General features: G+C 46.3%; 14 protein-coding genes. 4 read left to right on the top strand and 10 right to left on the bottom strand.

Annotated elements, in window-relative coordinates; translation table 11 throughout:
• Window positions 1-18 precede the first annotated feature (18 nt).
• The gene (locus A0256_05480; protein AMR30914.1) at window positions 19-1,032 is read right to left on the bottom strand and encodes a dipeptide epimerase; all 1,014 of its coding nucleotides are present in this window, start codon (window positions 1,030-1,032) and stop codon (window positions 19-21) included.
• 192 nt (window positions 1,033-1,224) lie between these two features.
• Here A0256_05480 and A0256_05475 point away from each other — a divergent pair, with 192 nt between their 5' ends.
• Window positions 1,225-2,214 (top strand): hypothetical protein, encoded by a 990-nt coding sequence (locus A0256_05475; GenBank protein AMR30913.1) that lies wholly within the window; start codon window positions 1,225-1,227, stop codon window positions 2,212-2,214.
• Here A0256_05475 and A0256_05470 read toward each other — a convergent pair.
• The 4 genes from A0256_05470 to A0256_05455 are packed head-to-tail and all read right to left on the bottom strand — an operon-like array spanning window position 2,207 to window position 5,689.
• Window positions 2,207-2,815: a rhomboid family intramembrane serine protease gene (locus A0256_05470; GenBank protein ID AMR30912.1), complete on the bottom strand. Its 609-nt coding sequence runs from the start codon at window positions 2,813-2,815 to the stop codon at window positions 2,207-2,209. The genes A0256_05475 and A0256_05470 overlap by 8 nt on opposite strands.
• Window positions 2,812-4,554 (bottom strand): hypothetical protein, encoded by a 1,743-nt coding sequence (locus tag A0256_05465; protein AMR30911.1) that lies wholly within the window; start codon window positions 4,552-4,554, stop codon window positions 2,812-2,814. The genes A0256_05470 and A0256_05465 overlap by 4 nt, the downstream gene beginning before the upstream one ends.
• Window positions 4,555-4,566: 12 nt before the next feature.
• Entirely contained in the window at window positions 4,567-4,932 is a 366-nt protein-coding gene (locus A0256_05460) for an MmcQ-like protein (protein AMR30910.1), read from the bottom strand.
• 1 nt (window position 4,933) lies between these two features.
• The gene (locus tag A0256_05455) at window positions 4,934-5,689 is read right to left on the bottom strand and encodes a hypothetical protein (protein ID AMR30909.1); all 756 of its coding nucleotides are present in this window, start codon (window positions 5,687-5,689) and stop codon (window positions 4,934-4,936) included.
• Window positions 5,690-5,730: 41 nt separating this feature from the next.
• On the opposite strand from A0256_05455, the gene A0256_05450 reads away from it, so the two are divergent.
• Entirely contained in the window at window positions 5,731-6,996 is a 1,266-nt protein-coding gene (locus A0256_05450; protein ID AMR30908.1) for a peptidase T, read from the top strand.
• 148 nt (window positions 6,997-7,144) lie between these two features.
• Here the strand turns inward: A0256_05450 and A0256_05445 are convergent, their stop codons facing one another.
• Entirely contained in the window at window positions 7,145-8,329 is a 1,185-nt protein-coding gene (locus tag A0256_05445) for a GTPase HflX (GenBank protein AMR30907.1), read from the bottom strand.
• A 226-nt stretch (window positions 8,330-8,555) separates the two neighbouring features.
• Entirely contained in the window at window positions 8,556-9,293 is a 738-nt protein-coding gene (locus A0256_05440) for an acylhydrolase (protein ID AMR30906.1), read from the bottom strand.
• Window positions 9,294-9,407: 114 nt separating this feature from the next.
• Between A0256_05440 and A0256_05435 the strand changes: the two genes are divergently transcribed.
• On the top strand, window positions 9,408-10,256 hold the full coding sequence (locus A0256_05435; protein ID AMR30905.1) for a hypothetical protein: 849 nt from the start codon (window positions 9,408-9,410) through the stop codon (window positions 10,254-10,256).
• Between the two features lie 38 nt (window positions 10,257-10,294).
• Here the strand turns inward: A0256_05435 and A0256_05430 are convergent, their stop codons facing one another.
• A complete protein-coding gene (locus A0256_05430; protein AMR30904.1) occupies window positions 10,295-12,595 on the bottom strand; it encodes an RNA-binding transcriptional accessory protein in 2,301 nt (766 codons plus the stop codon).
• A 131-nt stretch (window positions 12,596-12,726) separates the two neighbouring features.
• Here A0256_05430 and A0256_05425 point away from each other — a divergent pair, with 131 nt between their 5' ends.
• Window positions 12,727-12,957 carry a hypothetical protein gene (locus A0256_05425; GenBank protein ID AMR30903.1) on the top strand — a complete coding sequence of 77 codons (231 nt, stop codon included), beginning with the start codon at window positions 12,727-12,729 and terminating at the stop codon, window positions 12,955-12,957.
• Window positions 12,958-13,624: 667 nt separating this feature from the next.
• On the opposite strand, the gene A0256_05420 is transcribed toward A0256_05425, so the two are convergent.
• Window positions 13,625-14,230 (bottom strand): hypothetical protein, encoded by a 606-nt coding sequence (locus A0256_05420; GenBank protein AMR30902.1) that lies wholly within the window; start codon window positions 14,228-14,230, stop codon window positions 13,625-13,627.
• Window positions 14,231-14,565: 335 nt separating this feature from the next.
• Window positions 14,566-17,028 (bottom strand): energy transducer TonB, encoded by a 2,463-nt coding sequence (locus A0256_05415; protein ID AMR30901.1) that lies wholly within the window; start codon window positions 17,026-17,028, stop codon window positions 14,566-14,568.
• Window positions 17,029-17,109: the final 81 nt, after the last annotated feature.

Genomic DNA, 17,109 nt, shown 5'->3' with positions numbered 1-17,109 from the left:
CCCCTCAGTCATAAATGGCTAAAAATTCTCTAAGCCTAACCCAGCCGCATTATTTAATATCCATTTACCATCTTCGAATGCAGGCAATTGATAGGGGTTGTTGACTGTTAAGAAAGGCCCGTCCAAATCTGCCCAGTCACATTGCGGTGCGAGTGCGGCGGCGGCAAGAGTGGCACAGCTGGTTTCGCTCATGCAGCCGATCATCACCGTTAAACCGAGTTCACGGGCTTTGTCGATCATTTGTTTAGCCTCATACATCCCTGCAGATTTCATCAGTTTGATATTGATGCCATGATACACACCTTTGGCTTTTGCTACATCCGGCAATCGCTGTACTGCTTCATCGCCAATGAGGGGGATAGGACTATGTTCAGTAAGCCAGGCATTGCCGTCGATATCCGTTTTAAGCATGGGCTGCTCTATCAGTACCACGCCCTGTTCTTTTAACCAATAGATCAGGTCGAGGCTTTTTTCGCGGTCGGTCCAGCCCTGGTTAGCATCTACAAATAAGGGTACGCTGGTAACCGAGCGGATGGTTTGGATCAATTCTCTATCATTATCGCGGCCAAGTTTTACCTTTATTATTTTAAATTCGGCTGCGTCTTTTAGCTTTTGAATGATGACCTCTTCGGTATCTATCCCAATAGTATAACTGGTTAGCGGCATCTTAGCCGGGTCGGTTCCCAATAGCTCCCAGCAGGGTTTGCCTTGTAGTTTGCCATCCAGATCGTGCAGGGCAATATCTATAGCGGCTTTAATAGCAGGCTGCCCCTGGGCGATGCTATCCAGGTAGCTGATGATGGCCGGGAAATTAAGCGGATACTGAAACTGACCGGCATCTACCCTGCTTAAAAAAGTGGCTGCGGTTTCAAAACTCTCGCCCATATAAGGCACCATAGATGCTTCGCCATAGCCGGTTAATCCCTCGTGCGCAATTTGCACCAGCATTACCGGGGTAGATGTGCGCGAGAATTTGGCAATGGTGAATGTATGCTTTAGCTGCAGATCAAATGGTTGATAGGTAAGTTTCATGTGTTATTTATCCGTCTTGATCATTAAATCCCCCGGTCGCTTTTTGTAATGACTGTGCTGTTCAACTGATGCTGAATCCGCTTGTAGATCCAGTGCTCATTGTCCGGTAAGGCTAAAAGGGATAAAGTCATTTTTACTACATAAAACTCAAAGCTAAAATAATACTTCTAAAAGCTGCTTATCTTTGCGCCTATGGCGGCCGAAATTTACCACCCCTTTAGTACTTTTAATTTCAGTAATAACAAATGCTTTTTAACCGGGCAGCCGCTTAGCAGCTCCGAAGAAAAGATCCAGGTTTTTCCGCAGTGGCTCATGAGCCTTTACGGACTGGAGGACCAGCCCTTTAAACTACTTGACGAAAGTGTAGCCACTTACAAAGACCTCAAGATACCCTGCTCTGCCGAAATTAACAACACCTATCTGGAAGCCCTTGAACTTGAAATAGCCGAAGCTTTCAGTAAAGGGTATGGCGGCGTAAAAGCGCTGGATGATCTCCGCCTTTTTCAATGGGTGGCCAAGTTGTTATACGGCATTATATTTAACGAACTGCAGGCGGGCATTAAAATGCAGCATGCACAGGGCGAGGAATTCAATATTTCACAATCCATCATCCACAAATTCAGCTACCTGCATTTAATGCTGCAAAGCATTAACCTGCCGGTTGTTTTTGAGGACTTTAAGCCCTACAGCCTGTTTTTATTTAAGGTTGACAATAACGAAAAGGAATTTGGCTACCGCGATGAGATCAACACCCAAACTTTTGCCCTGCGCATAAAAGATTTTGGCCTGGTAATGTGCCTGCAGGATAACGGCGCAAACGGTAGCTACCACCGGGAGATTTATAATAAGATAAAAGAAGATGTATTGCACCCTATCCAGTTTGAAGAATTCTCCGGCCGGGTGTTTTATTCAGCCTACCTGTTTAACCGCCTGCCGGAGTATGAGGTTATGCCGCTGAACGACGAGATCTTCATAGAAGCTATGCCGCTAAGGGGCATCAGCAGTAAACCTTTGTTTGACGACTGGATGAACAAAACCTACGGACAGGTGCTGGAAAATTTCTGGAAGAACTGGGGTTTCCTGTTGCTGGAGATCATCAAGAACCCTGAAAAGCCAATGAGCTTTTTGTTCGACGACGCCGGCAACCGCATCCCGGCGGCAGAAATCTCCCTGCCTATTTAAACTGCGCTACAAAATCATTGATGACACTATGGTGCAAGGCTATAGTGATGAGGATACCGCTTAAAGCACCAAACAAGTGAGCATCGTGGTTGATGTTGTCGCGGGCATGTTTCGATGCAAAGTGGCAATAGATTAAGTACAGGATCCCGAAGATCCAGGCTGGTATTGTAAAGGGCAAAAATATCAGCCCCATTTCTCCTTTTGGATTGAATAGAATTGCACTAAATACCACCGCACTTATTGCCCCCGAAGCTCCTAGTGTATTGTACCAGGAATCATCACGATGCTTTTGAATAGATGGCAGATCGGCAAGGATCATGCTTACCAGATATAGCACCCCAAATTGCCAGTGACCCAAAACCGGCTCCAGGTTAAAAGCAAAAAAGTAATAGGACAGCATGTTAAAGAACATGTGGTTCCAGTCTGCATGGATCAGGCCGCTGGTAATAACTGTCCAAACACGGCTCCCCCGTGATACTTCGTACGGATTGAGAATAAATTTAGCGTAGATGTTTTCGTTAGAGAAAGCGTAAACCGAAGTTGCCAGGGTAATTACAAATATTATGGATGCCACGGGGGCAACCATCAGGTATTCCATCATTTCAGGTCGAGTTTAGTATCGGTTAATAATCTGCCTACAGGGTAGCGCAGGTAAGTTTTTTCAAAGTAAGGCGAGTTTCGGTACACAAAATTCAATTGGGCAGCGCCACTTGCCGCAAGTTTAGGATCTTTAGCTTTTTCGTCATCCAGCTTTTTACGCAGCTCAGGGTCTTTCTTCAGCAGGTTGCCTGCGATATCTTCAAACACATAATCAGAAAAATATTCCTTTTGCCCCAGTACCGAATCAAAAAAGTTCCAGGCAAAAAACGAATCGACGCCCTGTGGCTCTAATGTTTCTACAATGTAACGGTTAATGGCCTGATTTGTATATACCACATAGTCGCCGGTGTAAAATTTAATGTTACTTTCCACCGGGTTTAATTTAACGCCTGTGTGAATATAATGCCCCTCATAAGGGCGTTGTGCCGTTTTATAATCGGCGATGTAATACATCTGCAGGCTGAGCGTAGTATCATGCGCCAACCGGTGCATAGCCACGTTATTCAGTTTAAACAGATCAATAACCTTACCCCATGCCTGCGGGATGATGTAGGCAACCGGTTTATCTGCAGCAGCGGTGGTTTTGTACGTGTTGAAGAATTTTACGGTTTTGGTGTAAGGCTTGGTCCTGTCATAATACAGGCGGTTGAGGCCGCTCACCTCGCTGGTTTTGTAAGCCGCTTCATAGCCTTTAAAGGTGATCGTATCCACCTTTTTTTCATCAAGCGCCCAGGCCAGGCCAAAGGTTGTTTGTTTACTTACTTCTGCATCTACCTTTTTACGCAGATCGCCTATTACCCTGGCATCGCGCTGGCAAATGCCGATAAGTTGCTGCATAAAGTTATAAGTAGCGTATAGGCGCTTATCAAATGGTTTCAGCATGTGCGTCTCCGTCATGTAACTGATCATGTTGTGCTGGGCGGCAAAGCCGGTAGAAAAACGCGGCGTTTCCATAAAACTTACAATACCACTATCCGGCAACCCACTTTCCCCCGCACCATAGGGGATCATTTCGAATCCGCTTTTTTTCATGCCTTTGTATAGGTCAGCGGTCATCGTATTGGCGGTATAGGCGGCTAACAAAGGGTTCTGTTTATCCTTTTGGGTTTCTATCAGCGTCATTACATACTGATAATCTGCACCGTCGCTTACGTGGTTATCTAACAGCACTTCCGGCTGCCAGGTATTCAGGATTTGCGCAAAAGCCAGGGCATTGCGGCTATCGGCTTTTATAAAATCGCGGTTGAGATCAAGGTTGCGGTAATTACCGCGGAAACCATATGCCTGCGGACCGTTCTGGTTAGCGCGCGACTGCCCCCTGTTCATGTTGCCATCTATATTATAAACGGCTATCATGCAGATCACCACATCCTTTGGCAGGGTATTATTTTTTAAAAGATCGCGGGAAAGCATCATGCTGGCATCTATCCCTTCCGGCTCGCCAGGATGGATGCCGTTGTTGATAAGCAGTACACGTTTATTTTGCTTTTTGACAGCAGCCGGGTCGAAGACTTTATCTTTTGAAAGAACGATCAAAGTTAGGGGCTTACCAACGTCCGTCATTCCATAATCTATCATCCGCATTTGCGGGTATAATTTGGCTAGTTTGCTGTAATAAGCAATAACCTCGGCATGCGTTGCGGAGTAGTTTTTGTTCTTACTTAATTCAAAGGGGGTAAGCTGGGCATATGAAGCGATAGCGTAAAAGCAGCTAAATAATAATGCAATAGTTCTTTTCATGTCAAATTGGCCTTAGCCCGTTTTATTTGCAGATGAAATTTCCGCCTGTAATTTTTTTGGGAGGCTCTTCAAAACCAGGCCGTAAGAATGATCTATCATTTCGCAGAGCTGTTTACGGGTTAAAGTGCCGCTCATGTAAACCGTGTTCCAGTGCGCTTTATTCATGTGGTATCCGGGTTTTACCTCGGTATGGTGCTCTCTTAGTTCGCTGGCAAGTTCCGGGTCGCATTTTGCGTTAAAATGGTGCCCGTCTTCCAACCCCGCCAGCAGGAATATTTTACCACCCACTTTAAATACCAGCGTGTCCTCTCCAAATGGAAACGTTTCCGTCACCGCCTTTTTTTCCAGGCAATAATCGCGCAGCTCTTCTATATTCAAATTAATTTCCCTTAATCGATTTATCGTAGCTATTCTCGTAACCAAAATTATACTTCAGGCCAATAGTTACCTGGCGGTACTGGTCGGCCGCATTATTTTTAAACTGTCCTGTCGGGTCATTATAGCCATCAAGGCCCTCGCCAATTGTAAAGGTGTGTTCATAACCTAGCGTGATGCCAAATTTAGGCACTCCGTAATAATCAAAAACTTTAAATTCGTACCCCACCCGCAGCGGCACTGCAAAACTCATACTTTTATCTACCCCCGGAAATTTATAATTGGGTACAACAAGGCTGTAGCGATTAGTTGTAACATTGTTAAAAACTATGCCTGCACCAATTCCCCCATAAAAATTCTTTAGGATATTAAAAAAACCATTTCGCTCGTAATCTAAGGCATCCCCCAACTGGTAATCCACATGCAGCAATAAAGCTTTGTATTTGTTGTTAAATTTACGGGTATACAGGTCATCACTAATATTGTCGCCGCCGCCGCGTAGCGTACCCGTTTGAAATTCAAGTGCAACAGGTATGTAGGGGTTGTAGTAAAATGTAAAATCTGCATGATAACCCAGATCACTATAGTTCTTTTTTAAGTCGGCAAGCGGCTTTAAATAGCTTACGCCTATACCAAACCCAAAAGAATTATAATTGTACCCGCCCTGGGCTTTAGCTGCCAACGATGTTATCGTAACGGCAACCAATAATATGTACTTTTTCAACGTGATTAAGTTAAGATTATTTCCAATTTTGCGCACTAAACACCCTCACCAAAATTTTTGACTAATATAGGCTTTATATGGATTTTCACACAGGTTTAAGTTTCACTGCAACGGAAAGATTTTTGCGTTATGTAACCATCGATACGCAGTCCGACCCAAATTCGCTCACCTGCCCTTCTACCGAAAAGCAAAAGGACCTGGGGCGACTGCTGGTTAAGGAATTGTTGCAAATGGGCGTAACCGATGCTCACCTGGATGAACATGGTTATGTGTATGCTACCATACCTGCTAATTCTGATAAAATGCAGGTGCCGGTGATCTGTTTTTGCTCACATATGGATACCGCGCCAGATTGCAGCGGAAAGGATGTAAAGCCGCTGGTGCACTTGAATTATGATGGTGCCGATATCGTTTTGCCGGACGATAGTTCCCAAATACTCCGGATGGCGGATCACCCCGACCTGCAAAATCAGCTCGGTAATGCCATCATCACCGCATCTGGAAGTACCTTGCTTGGGGCCGATAACAAGGCCGGCGTTGCCGAAATTATGGATGCCTGTTACCAGTTGATGACCCATACCGAACTAAAGCACGGTACAGTTAAAATATTATTTACACCCGATGAGGAAATTGGCCGGGGTGTGGATATGGCCGATATAGAAAAGATTGGCGCTTTTGCCTGTTATACTATAGATGGTGAAAGCGCAGGCAACATGGAGAATGAAACATTTTCTGCAGACGGTGCACGTTTAACGATCAACGGTGTTAGCTCGCACCCGGGCTTTGCCAAAGGTAAAATGGAGAGTGCCATCAAAATAGCCGGCCAGATCATTGCTGCTTTACCCGCCGGATTATCGCCTGAAGCAACCGAAGGTATGCAGGGCTTTGTGCACCCGGTAGATATGGCAGGGCATGTAGAAACAGCTACGATTGATTTTATCATCCGGGATTTTGAAGAAGAATTATTGCTGAGTCACGCCAACGTGATCAGGAAAACCGCTGAGGAAGTTTTGGATGCCTATCCAAATTCTACGTATACACTGGAGGTGAAACAACAATACCGCAACATGAAAAATGTGCTGGCACAGCATCCGCAGATAGTTGATTACGGCATGCAAGCCATCCGCCGCGCTGGACTGGAAGCCAGGCTGTGCAGCATCCGCGGCGGTACCGATGGCTCAAGACTATCGTTCATGGGCCTGCCAACCCCAAACATTTTTGCCGGGGAACATGCCTTTCATGGCAAACAGGAATGGGTAAGCGTGGAGGATATGCAAAAAGCCGTGGAAACCATTTTGCATTTGTGTATGATTTGGGAAGAGAATAGCCCTTCAGCCTTATAAAGGGAGCTTTCGGTTTGGCGGCCTAGTACGCGCTTTTTAATTTGTCATCCTGACGAAGGAAGGATCTGTTAAGCGCCAATCCTGCCATGTATATAGGATCGCCATGTTCATCAACAGATGCTTCCTTCGTCAGCATGACAAACCGAAATTAATAGAGTAAATTATCATACGGGTACCTTTCGGTATGGATAGTTTTCACGGCATCGTACAGCATGGTTTTAAATTCCTCTACATTCTCTTTTTCTGTAGCAGAAATAAATATTGCCGGTGCATTATTTTTCGCCATCCAGCTGTGGTTAAAGTCGTCCATGGTCAATGGCGTTTCTTTAATATCGATGTTATGATCTGCCGGGTTAAAGGCATCTATCTTATTAAAAACGGTGATGGTTTTTTTATCAACCACCTTTAGTTCTTTCAGCGTTTCATTAACCGTACGGATCTGATCTTCGAAAGTTGGGTGCGACACATCCACCACGTGGATCAAAATGTCAGCTTCACGTACTTCGTCCAGGGTAGATTTAAAACACTCTACCAAATGGTGAGGCAATTTGCGGATAAATCCAACCGTATCCGATAGCAGGAAGGGAACATTTTCTATCACCACTTTGCGCACGGTAGTATCCAGCGTAGCAAACAGCTTGTTCTCGGCAAATACGTCAGATTTGGCGAGCATGTTCATGATGGTTGATTTACCCACGTTGGTATATCCAACCAATGCCACACGGATCAGCTGCTGGCGGTTCTTGCGCTGCGTTTCATTCTGCCGGTCGATCAGCTTAAGGCGTTCTTTTAATAACGAGATCTTATTCAAGATCAAACGCCTGTCGGTTTCTATTTGCGATTCACCGGGTCCGCGCATCCCGATACCACCCTTCTGGCGTTCTAAGTGAGTCCACAAACGGGTTAGGCGTGGCAACAGGTATTGTAATTGTGCCAGCTCCACCTGTGTTTTGGCCTGTGCGGTTTGTGCCCGCCCGGCAAAAATATCCAGGATAAGGTTACTTCGGTCTAAAACCTTCACCTGCAATTCCCGCTCAATGTTGCGCAATTGCGAAGGCGTTAGCTCGTCGTCGAAAACAACAATATCTATCTCCTCAGCGGTAACATATTCTTTAATTTCTTCCAGTTTACCGGTACCCACAAAAGTGGCACGCTCCGGGCGCTGTAATTTTTGGGTAAAAGTATGCACAGTGAGGCCGCCGGCGGTGGCAACCAAAAATTCAAGTTCTTCCAAATACTCTTTTTCCCGTGCTTCGGTTTCATTGGGGGTGATCACACCTACCAGCACTACCTTCTCCTGCTTCACAGCAGTATCATAAAATTTTTGCTTCATAAATAAATTAACATGCAAAGATAAGCATATAGTAAAGATGTACAGCGGAATATGCTTTTTGTGTGCGCTATTACGCCGATATATGGCAAAACCAGGCAAAACGATCGATCTCTAGTATGCCAAACGGTCTAATTATTTAATAAGATCAAGATAGGGCTTTACAGCCGGATAAAGAAACCTGAGCCATATCATGCCCCGTGCGAAAAAAAAATTTTCAACGCGGGTGCTATCTCAATGCCTTTTTGATCGCAGCATCCGTTACCGTCGCCATAATTTTATAGCCTGCTACATTGGGGTGTACGCCATCTAGTGTCAGCTCCGCTTTTTGGCCGTTAGTTTGGCTATCAACAAGCGGGGTAAAATAATCCAGCAGTGTGAGGTTATTTGCGGTGGCATAGGTTTTAATAAGCTTATTAAGTGCAATGATCTTCCCGGCAGGTTCAAGGCCCCTGCGCCAGGGGTAATCAAATACCGGCAAATATGCACACAGGATCACTTTAATGTGGTTAACCTGGGCCAGTTCCGTCATCGACCGGATGTTATCCATAATTCTTTCATTGGTAACATGGCCGGTTGTGCCGGCAATATCATTACTTCCCGCCAAAATAATTACCGCTTTTGGTTTAAGACCGATCACATCCTGCCTGAAACGCAGCAAGAGTTGCGGTGAGATCTGCCCGCTTACCCCCCTGTCTATATAGTTTTTATTGTTAAAATATTCGGGTACCAGCACTTTCCAACGCTCAAAAATAGAACTGCCTAAAAACACCACTCTGTGCTCATCTCGCGCCGGGGTAGGCAAAACCGAATTTTCTGCTGCATAATGGCGCAGATCGGCCCAATCATCTGCAAAATCCTCCTTTGCGGCTACGCTCGGCGCGGGTTTTACCATATCCGTTTTAGACTGTTGGGCAAAAGAGGATGCGGTTAATAGGAGGGCTGGTATCAGCAGGGTGAATTTCATAGCAGATGGGTTGATGTAATTCCAGCAAATTTATTCTTTTCTACTATCAGGAAAGGGTTAAACAGCTAATTTCTAACAGATATTTAATATATTTATATGGTTAATCGCCTTATTATGAAAACCGCTAAATTGCTGCTTCTACTAGTGCTTTGTGCAGGTATTCTTGCTTTTACCCAAAAGGAAGCAACTGACAAATGGGAAAAGCTTTTTAACGGGAAAGACCTCACTGGTTGGGATACCTATATTGGTCCAGATCTGGACGATAAAGGAAAGCCGGTAAACAATGTGCCTATCGGTTTGAACAACGACCCTAAAGGCGTTTTTACGATTGTGAAAGAAGACGGCGAACGTGCCATCCGCATCTCGGGCGAAAACTGGGGCGGCATCTCCACCAAAAAGGAATATCAGAATTACCACCTGCAGCTGGAATTTAAATGGGGCAAACTATCCTGGGGGCAAAAGAAAGGCCAGAAGATGGATAGCGGCGTATTGTACCACGCAACCGGCAAACACGGTGCCGACTATGGCGCATGGATGCGCTCGCAGGAGTTCCAGGTAGAAGAAGGTAACTGCGGTGATTATTGGGGCGTAGCTGGCGCAACTGCCGAAATCCCCGTGATAGTGCGCTACGGTAAAGAATATGTTTACAACGTAGGTGGTATACTGACAACCTTTGCCGAGGGTGGCAAAGCCGGAAGGCATTGCACAAAGTGTGGCAATGCTGAAACCCCCACTGGCGAGTGGAACACGCTGGACCTGTATTGCAGCGGCGATACCAGTATCCACGTGATCAATGATAAGGTGATGATGGTACTTTACCACCTTAAACAACCTGAAAATGGCAAAATGCTGCCCCTAACAAAAGGCAAGATCCAGATCCAATCGGAAGGGGCCGAGATCTTTTACCGGCAGATAAAGATTCAGCCCATCAGTCAGCTGCCGCCGGAACTGGTAAAGCAGTGAACTAAACCTATAATCAATTACCTCTTTGCCGGCATGCTTTACTTAAATTTATTCTTCAATGCAGCCAGTTTGCTCATCATATCCATTTCCGGTTCGGCCTGTGATTTTGCGGGGCGTTGGGCAATTGGCTTTTGAGCGGGCTTGGTTTTAGTTCCGGCAGGGTTACTTGAAAACGATCCTGCGGTTTTTTTAGCCACAGGCGCTTCGCGTTTTTCGTTTTCTTTCATAGATAATGAAATGCGCTTGCGGTTAGCATCTACCTCAGTTACGGTTACCTCTACTTTTTGGTGTACTTTTAAAACTTCGTTAGGGTCCTTAATATAACGATTGGTGATCTGGCTCAAATGTACCAACCCGTCCTGGTGTACACCTATATCAACAAAGGCTCCAAAGTTGGTAATATTGGTTACAATGCCCGGCAGTTTCATCCCAACCTTAAGGTCGCCGATGGCGTTTACGCCTTCGGTAAAACTGAATGCTTCAAATTGCTCACGCGGGTCGCGCCCGGGTTTGGCCAGTTCGGCCATTATATCATTCAAAGTCGGTAATCCAACCGTGTCTGAAATATATTTTTGCAGCGGGATAGATTTCCGCAGTTTCTCATCACGCATCAGGTCCAGTACTTTGCAATTGATGTCTTTGGCCATTTGCTCCACCAAAGCATAGCGCTCCGGGTGAACTGCGCTGGTATCCAAAGGGTTTTCCGCTCCGCGGATGCGCAGGAAACCTGCCGCCTGCTCATAAGCTTTATCGCCTAAACGGGCCACTTTCTTCAGTTGGTCGCGGCGTTTAAAAGCACCATTGGCGTTTCGGTATTCCACAATGTTCTGCGCCAGTTGCGGGCCAAGGCCCGATACATAAGCCAGGATCTGTTTGGATGCCGTATTTAATTCTACACCTACCGCATTTACCGCGCTTACAACGGTATCATCCAGCGAGGTTTGCAATTTGTTCTGGTCCACATCGTGCTGGTACTGGCCCACCCCGATAGATTTTGGATCGATCTTTACCAATTCGGCAAGCGGATCCATCAGTCGCCGGCCGATAGAAACAGCGCCTCTTACCGTAATATCCTTATCCGGAAACTCCTCTCTAGCCACATCCGATGCCGAATAGATAGAAGCACCGCTTTCGTTCACCATGACGATGACTGCCCCCGGGAGGTTAAGGTTTTTTACAAAAACCTCTGTTTCGCGGCCGGCGGTGCCGTTGCCAATGGCAATGGCCTCAATTTTATATCTTTCAAATAAATGCTGAACAGTTTTCTCTGCTTCCTTTGCCTGGCCCGCACCAGTATGTGGGTAAATGGCCGTATTTTCCAATAACTGCCCCTGTTCGTCTAAAACAACCAGCTTACATCCTGTACGGAATCCCGGATCTATTGCCATAATACGTTTCTGACCGAGCGGTGCACCTAATAATAACTGGCGGGCATTCTCCGCAAATACACGGATCGCTTCTTCGTCGGCCTTCTTTTTTGTGAGCAGGCGAATCTCTGTTTCCATAGAGGGCTTAAGCAGGCGCTTATAGCCATCACCAATAGCCAGCTGCACCTGTGATGAGGCAGCACCACGCCCTTTTATAAATTCACTTTCCAGCAGGTGCAATGCATCTTCTTCGGTTGGTTTAATATCCAGCCACAGGATCTCTTCTTTTTCACCCCGGCGCATGGCCAGGATGCGGTGAGAGGGGGCTGATTTAACCGGCTCGGTCCAGTCGAAATAATCTTTGTATTTGATGCCTTCCACTTCTTTACCATCCGCCACTTTTGATTGAAAAGTGCCTTTTTCGGTAAACAGCTGGCGCATTTTTGCGCGGGTTTCGGCATGTTCAGATATATGTTCTGCTATGATATCGCGGGCTCCGGCTAAAGCTTCCTCCATACTGGCAACGCCCTTTTCGGCATCAATATATTTGCCTGCCTCCAGTTCGGGATCCAAATTCTTTTGTTCCAGCAATACATCCGCCAAAGGCTGCAGGCCTTTTTCGCGGGCGGCGGTTGCACGGGTTTTGCGTTTGGGGCGGTAAGGCAAATAAATGTCTTCCAGCTGCACCATGGTTTCTGCTGCATTGATCTGCGCCGTCAATTCCGGTGTAAGCTTAGCCATATCAGTGAGCGATTTAAGGATAGCCTCGCGGCGTTTATCCAGTTCGCGCAGTTGCTGCACGCGGTCGCGGATGGCGGCTACCTGCACCTCATCTAAACTGCCGGTAACCTCTTTGCGGTAGCGGGAGATAAAAGGCACAGTTGCACCCTCATCCAAAAGGGCTATAGTGGCAGTAACTTGTTTGGAGCTTACAGCAAGTTCCTGTGCTATTTTAATATCATGATTGATCATACATTCAATTTCAGGATTGCGAAGTTGAGGGTATTTGCGGAGAAAGCCAAAAAAAGGTTGTTAACAAACAGTTACATCTTGCCCGTTATCTCCTGTGAGATCGGTCAATTGACAATGGAAAACCAATTGTCATGCCGGGGGGGGAGCGGCAGCAACTGGGGGTCTTCTTAAAGCGAAAGCTGGTAAACCTTACGATTACTACCCAAGAGTCACCAATTGTCATTCTGACGAAGGAAGAATCTGTTAAACGCCATGCTTACGTTTGCCTATCGGTTAACAGATGCTTCGTGCCTCAGCATGACAAGGTTGCTTCAGCAAGGAAGAATCCGTTAAACGCCATGCTTAGTTTGCCTATCGGTTAACAGATGCTTCGTACCTCAGCATGACAAGGTTGTTTTTTTCCCAATTGTCATCCTGACAAAGGAAGGATCTGTTAAACGCCCTGCATTGTGCGTGATGCCTATCGGTTAACAGATGCTTCGTGCCTCAGCATGACAAGGTTGTTTTTTTCCCAATTGTCATCCTGACGAAGGAAGGATCTACTAAACGCCCCGCATTGTGCGCGATCCCTATCGGTTAACAGATGCTTCGTTCCTCAGCATGACAACGTTGTTCTTTTCCCAATTGTCATCCTGACGAAGGAAGGATCTGTTAAACGCCCTGCATTGTGCGTGATGCCTATCGGTTAACAGATGCTTCGTGCCTCAGCATGACAAGGTTGTTTTTTTCCCAATTGTCATCCTGACGAAGGAAGGATCTGTTAAACGCCCTGCATTGTGCGTGATGCCTATCGGTTAACAGATGCTTCGTGCCTCAGCATGACAAGGTTGTTTTTTTCCCAATTGTCATCCTGACGAAGGAAGGATCTGTTAAACGCCCTGCATTGTGCGTGATGTCTACCGGTTAACAGATGCTTCGTGCCTCAGTAGCAAGTTGGTCAGCGCATTCCAGGATTTAAAACCAAAAAAGCCACCGCTTACGCGATGGCTCCTGGTGAACTATATGTTGAACTTTTGCAAAAGTAAATGCTTACAGCGTGGCTACTTCGTTTTTAGCCGGAGTGAATTTGTTGGTCACCTTTTCGGTTTTGTTAGTAGCAGCTAAGGTGCTGGCGTTAACACTGGCCGACTGGTCGCGGGTTACGCTATACTCGGTTACGGTACCGCTTACATCGGCTTTAGCCCGGTCGTTTACCGTAATGCTGGCTTTGTAGGCATCCAGGTTGAGTTTGGCTGATGCATTGTTATACAGGTTAACATCCAGATCGATCTTTGACAGGTTACCGAAAGATTTAACTTCTGCATTATCGTATGCGTTGATGGTGCGCAGGTCGGCAGCGGTTACCCAAACTACTAAAGTTCTGGCGTCGTATGAGGCAATGCTCAATGTGCCGTTATCGCTTTTTACTACTGCATTTTCTGCATAGAATTTATTGTAAACCTTTACCTGGTCGGCGCTGCCGTCTGAAACGAACAACTGCACATTACCGCGGATCTCGATCCTGCTGATCTGGCTTACATTGTTTAAAGTGGTTACTTCTTCTTTGGCTTTATCATTGGTGCCGGCGAAGGTGCTGCTTACTGTACCTAAGGCTAAAGTGAAGATGGTGGCGATGGTGAATATTTGAGTTTTCATGATGATTAATATTTTGATTATGAGTGTTATTATGTTTTCGCTATTTATTAAATACACCCATATGACGACCTCAAACGAGAAACGTTACAGCCAGATCCGGCCTAATAGATGTACGGCGGATTTATATCGGTAAACGGCAGATTGGAGTCGGTGAAAAAGCGGAAACAAGATTGGTCAGCTTTTTAGATTTGACCAATCCGAAGGATTTAGGCAATGTATAAGGTTACTAACCATTCCGCGCCAGACGAGCAACTAAATGTATTACTGTAATTCAAAACAGCACAATGATTTTGGGATATATAAAGTTTTGCTTCCCCTTGAGGGCGCAGGGGGGCTTAGAAAGGCACAATCACCTTGAAACTTAAATTACGGCCAATATTGTAGATGCCCAGGCGGCCATTCGGCGAACTATTATAATATTCAAAATATTTTAAACGGTTCAGGTTAGATTGATATGCCACATCAAACAAATTATCGGCCTGTAAAAAGAGCTCGCAAAAGGGCTTGCCGCCCTTGCGGGTAAGCGTTGCACCAATACCGGTATTGATAAGCGTGTAGCCGGGTGTTGCTGTTTCGGTATTGTTAAGGGCATAAAAATTGTTTTGAGTTGCATAAGCATCTGCCTCGGCCCGTAAATAGATTTTACTGAATATGCCATAGGTGCCCTGGAGTTTTAGCATCAGCTGCGAGCGCAGGTGCAGGGGCGGGATAAAGGGTAAGTATTTGGCCGCCCCGCCAGATTGTTTAATAAGTGCCTCGTTTTGGTTGATCCCCGTTACCCAGGCCAGGCTGTTGTTGAGCGATAACCATTTGATACCATGGGGATGCAGGTTCAGGCTGAATTCTGCGCCGTAGAGCCTGGCTTTAGATTGCTGGTATTGGTAGGTGCTGTTCCCCGCAACAATAATTACCGGGTTGCCGTTGGCATCGTCCAGCCGGGATTGGTAGATAAAGTTTTGCACCTGGTTATTAAATAGCTCCACCATGATATCGGCATCCTTCAGGTATGCAATGAAGCCCAGGTCTTCCTGTAAGTTAAATTCCGGCACAAAGCTGCGGTTGCCGAGGTAAACAATATGTGCACCCGGATCAAGGCCGTTGCTGCCAATTTCGGTAATGTTTGGTGCCCGGTAACCGCGGGCGATATTGGCTTTTAGCAATAAGCGTTCGCTCAGGTTATAAGTGAGGCCAAGGCTTCCTGAAACGCCATGATAGTGATAATCAAAATTGGGGAACTGCAGTTTGGCGCCTGGTGAACCAGGTATTGCTTTTTGTTCGAAGCCATTGGCGGCATTTGGGCCTACATAAAAATCTTCCCAACGAATGTTACGGGTATCGTACCGGATGCCGCCTGATATATCCACTTTGCCAAGCGTTTTTTTGGCGAAGAAAAAGCCGCCTGCATCAAACAGGTTGTAATCCGGGATAGGGAAATCGGTTGCGGCCTTGCTGCGGTTAGTTTGATAAATGCCGTTGATGCCAAACGAGGTTTCTATCCCGGCAAATAAGGGCGGACTGTAGCGCAGATCGTAATTAAAAGTGTTCAGGGTAACGTATAGCCCGGCCTGTTGCGGCAGGGTTGGGTGGTTGTATTCGCGCCTTATGCTTTGCTGCCCACCGATTGACAGGTCCAGGATGCCATCGCCCAGCTTAAACTCGTTTTTATTATAGATCCGGTAATGTTGAATATGCTGATACAACGGACTAATGGCATATGAACTGAGCCGGGCTGCAGAAACCACTGGCCGGTCTTTAATATCATCGGCAGCACTTTCTGCAACCTGCATGGTAAATTTGCGGGTAAGCGAATCGCGGCTGCCATCGGGGATCTCCTGCTGATTGTTGTAAACCGTTGCCGCCAGTTGTGAATAACCCCATTTTTTATCAGTACGAAGCATGCCGGAAACAATGTATTCGCGGAAACCCGAATTATAAACAGGGCCATCTATCGTGTTTTGGTAATCGCGGGCCATTTTGCCGCTTGCCCGGAACGCATACTTCCAGTCGTTTTTTTTGTACGATAAACCCAGTGACGAAGCGATTAAACCGTTATTGGTATGATAATCGGTTACCCAGTCACCTTTCAGCTTCCCGTCCTCTCCATTCGGAATATATGGAATAAGGTTGATCACCCCTGCCAGGGCGTCCGATCCGTAGGTTAAACTGGCGGGGCCTTTGATCACTTCTGCACGGGAAATGCCATACTGATCTATCTCGATGCCATGCTCATCGCCCCATTGCTGCCCCTCCTGGCGAATGCCGTCATACAGGGTTAACACACGGTTGTACCCCAGTCCACGGATAAAAGGCTTGGAGATATTTGGCCCCGTAGTAACCGCTGTAACGCCCGGCACCCCTTTAATAATGGCATCTATTATATTATTGTTCACGTTTTGGTCGATCTCCTTTTTAGTCAGCACTACAATAGGCACGGGGTTACTACGGAGCTGTGTTGCGCGCGATACCCCGGTAACCACTACCTCGCTCAGGGCTGAACTACCCTCCTTAAGATCTGCAGAACGGGTGGCTGCCTGCCCGGCAACGATGGTTACTTTAATTCGTTCGGAATAATACCCCAGGCGGGAAAACAGAGCAAGGTATTCACCGGGAGCCAGATTTTTGATCTCGTAAAAGCCCTGCTCATTGGCGGTGGTGCCATGCCGGGTGCCGGCCAGGGTGATTGTGCCATAGGCCAGGGGGCTGTTGCCTGCGGTGATTTTTCCGCTCAGGCTGCCGGTTTGTGCAAAAGAATTTCCGGCGATGAAAAATAACAATATAGCCAGGAGGAGGTTACGCATGATATTATTTATTGTACAAACGTATAAATTAAATTATACAAAACATATAAATATAATTAGGGCAGACTAATTATATTTATA

The sequence above is a fragment of the Mucilaginibacter sp. PAMC 26640 genome, from assembly GCA_001596135.1.
GTDB lineage: Bacteria > Bacteroidota > Bacteroidia > Sphingobacteriales > Sphingobacteriaceae > Mucilaginibacter.
This window is presented reverse-complemented; position numbering and strand designations above follow the sequence as displayed.

Bases quoted from the DNA above. Each gene is read 5' to 3' on its own strand.
- A0256_05440 (AMR30906.1), bottom strand. From the start codon at position 9,293: ATGAAATTCACCCTGCTGATACCAGCCCTCCTATTAACCGCATCCTCT.
- A0256_05435 (AMR30905.1), top strand. From the start codon at position 9,408: ATGAAAACCGCTAAATTGCTGCTTCTACTAGTGCTTTGTGCAGGTATT.
- A0256_05465 (AMR30911.1), bottom strand. From the start codon at position 4,554: ATGAAAAGAACTATTGCATTATTATTTAGCTGCTTTTACGCTATCGCT.
- A0256_05420 (AMR30902.1), bottom strand. From the start codon at position 14,230: ATGAAAACTCAAATATTCACCATCGCCACCATCTTCACTTTAGCCTTA.
- A0256_05430 (AMR30904.1), bottom strand. From the start codon at position 12,595: ATGATCAATCATGATATTAAAATAGCACAGGAACTTGCTGTAAGCTCC.
- A0256_05450 (AMR30908.1), top strand. From the start codon at position 5,731: ATGGATTTTCACACAGGTTTAAGTTTCACTGCAACGGAAAGATTTTTG.
- A0256_05445 (AMR30907.1), bottom strand. From the start codon at position 8,329: ATGAAGCAAAAATTTTATGATACTGCTGTGAAGCAGGAGAAGGTAGTG.
- A0256_05415 (AMR30901.1), bottom strand. From the start codon at position 17,028: ATGCGTAACCTCCTCCTGGCTATATTGTTATTTTTCATCGCCGGAAAT.
- A0256_05475 (AMR30913.1), top strand. From the start codon at position 1,225: ATGGCGGCCGAAATTTACCACCCCTTTAGTACTTTTAATTTCAGTAAT.
- A0256_05425 (AMR30903.1), top strand. From the start codon at position 12,727: ATGCCGGGGGGGGAGCGGCAGCAACTGGGGGTCTTCTTAAAGCGAAAG.
- A0256_05470 (AMR30912.1), bottom strand. From the start codon at position 2,815: ATGATGGAATACCTGATGGTTGCCCCCGTGGCATCCATAATATTTGTA.
- A0256_05480 (AMR30914.1), bottom strand. From the start codon at position 1,032: ATGAAACTTACCTATCAACCATTTGATCTGCAGCTAAAGCATACATTC.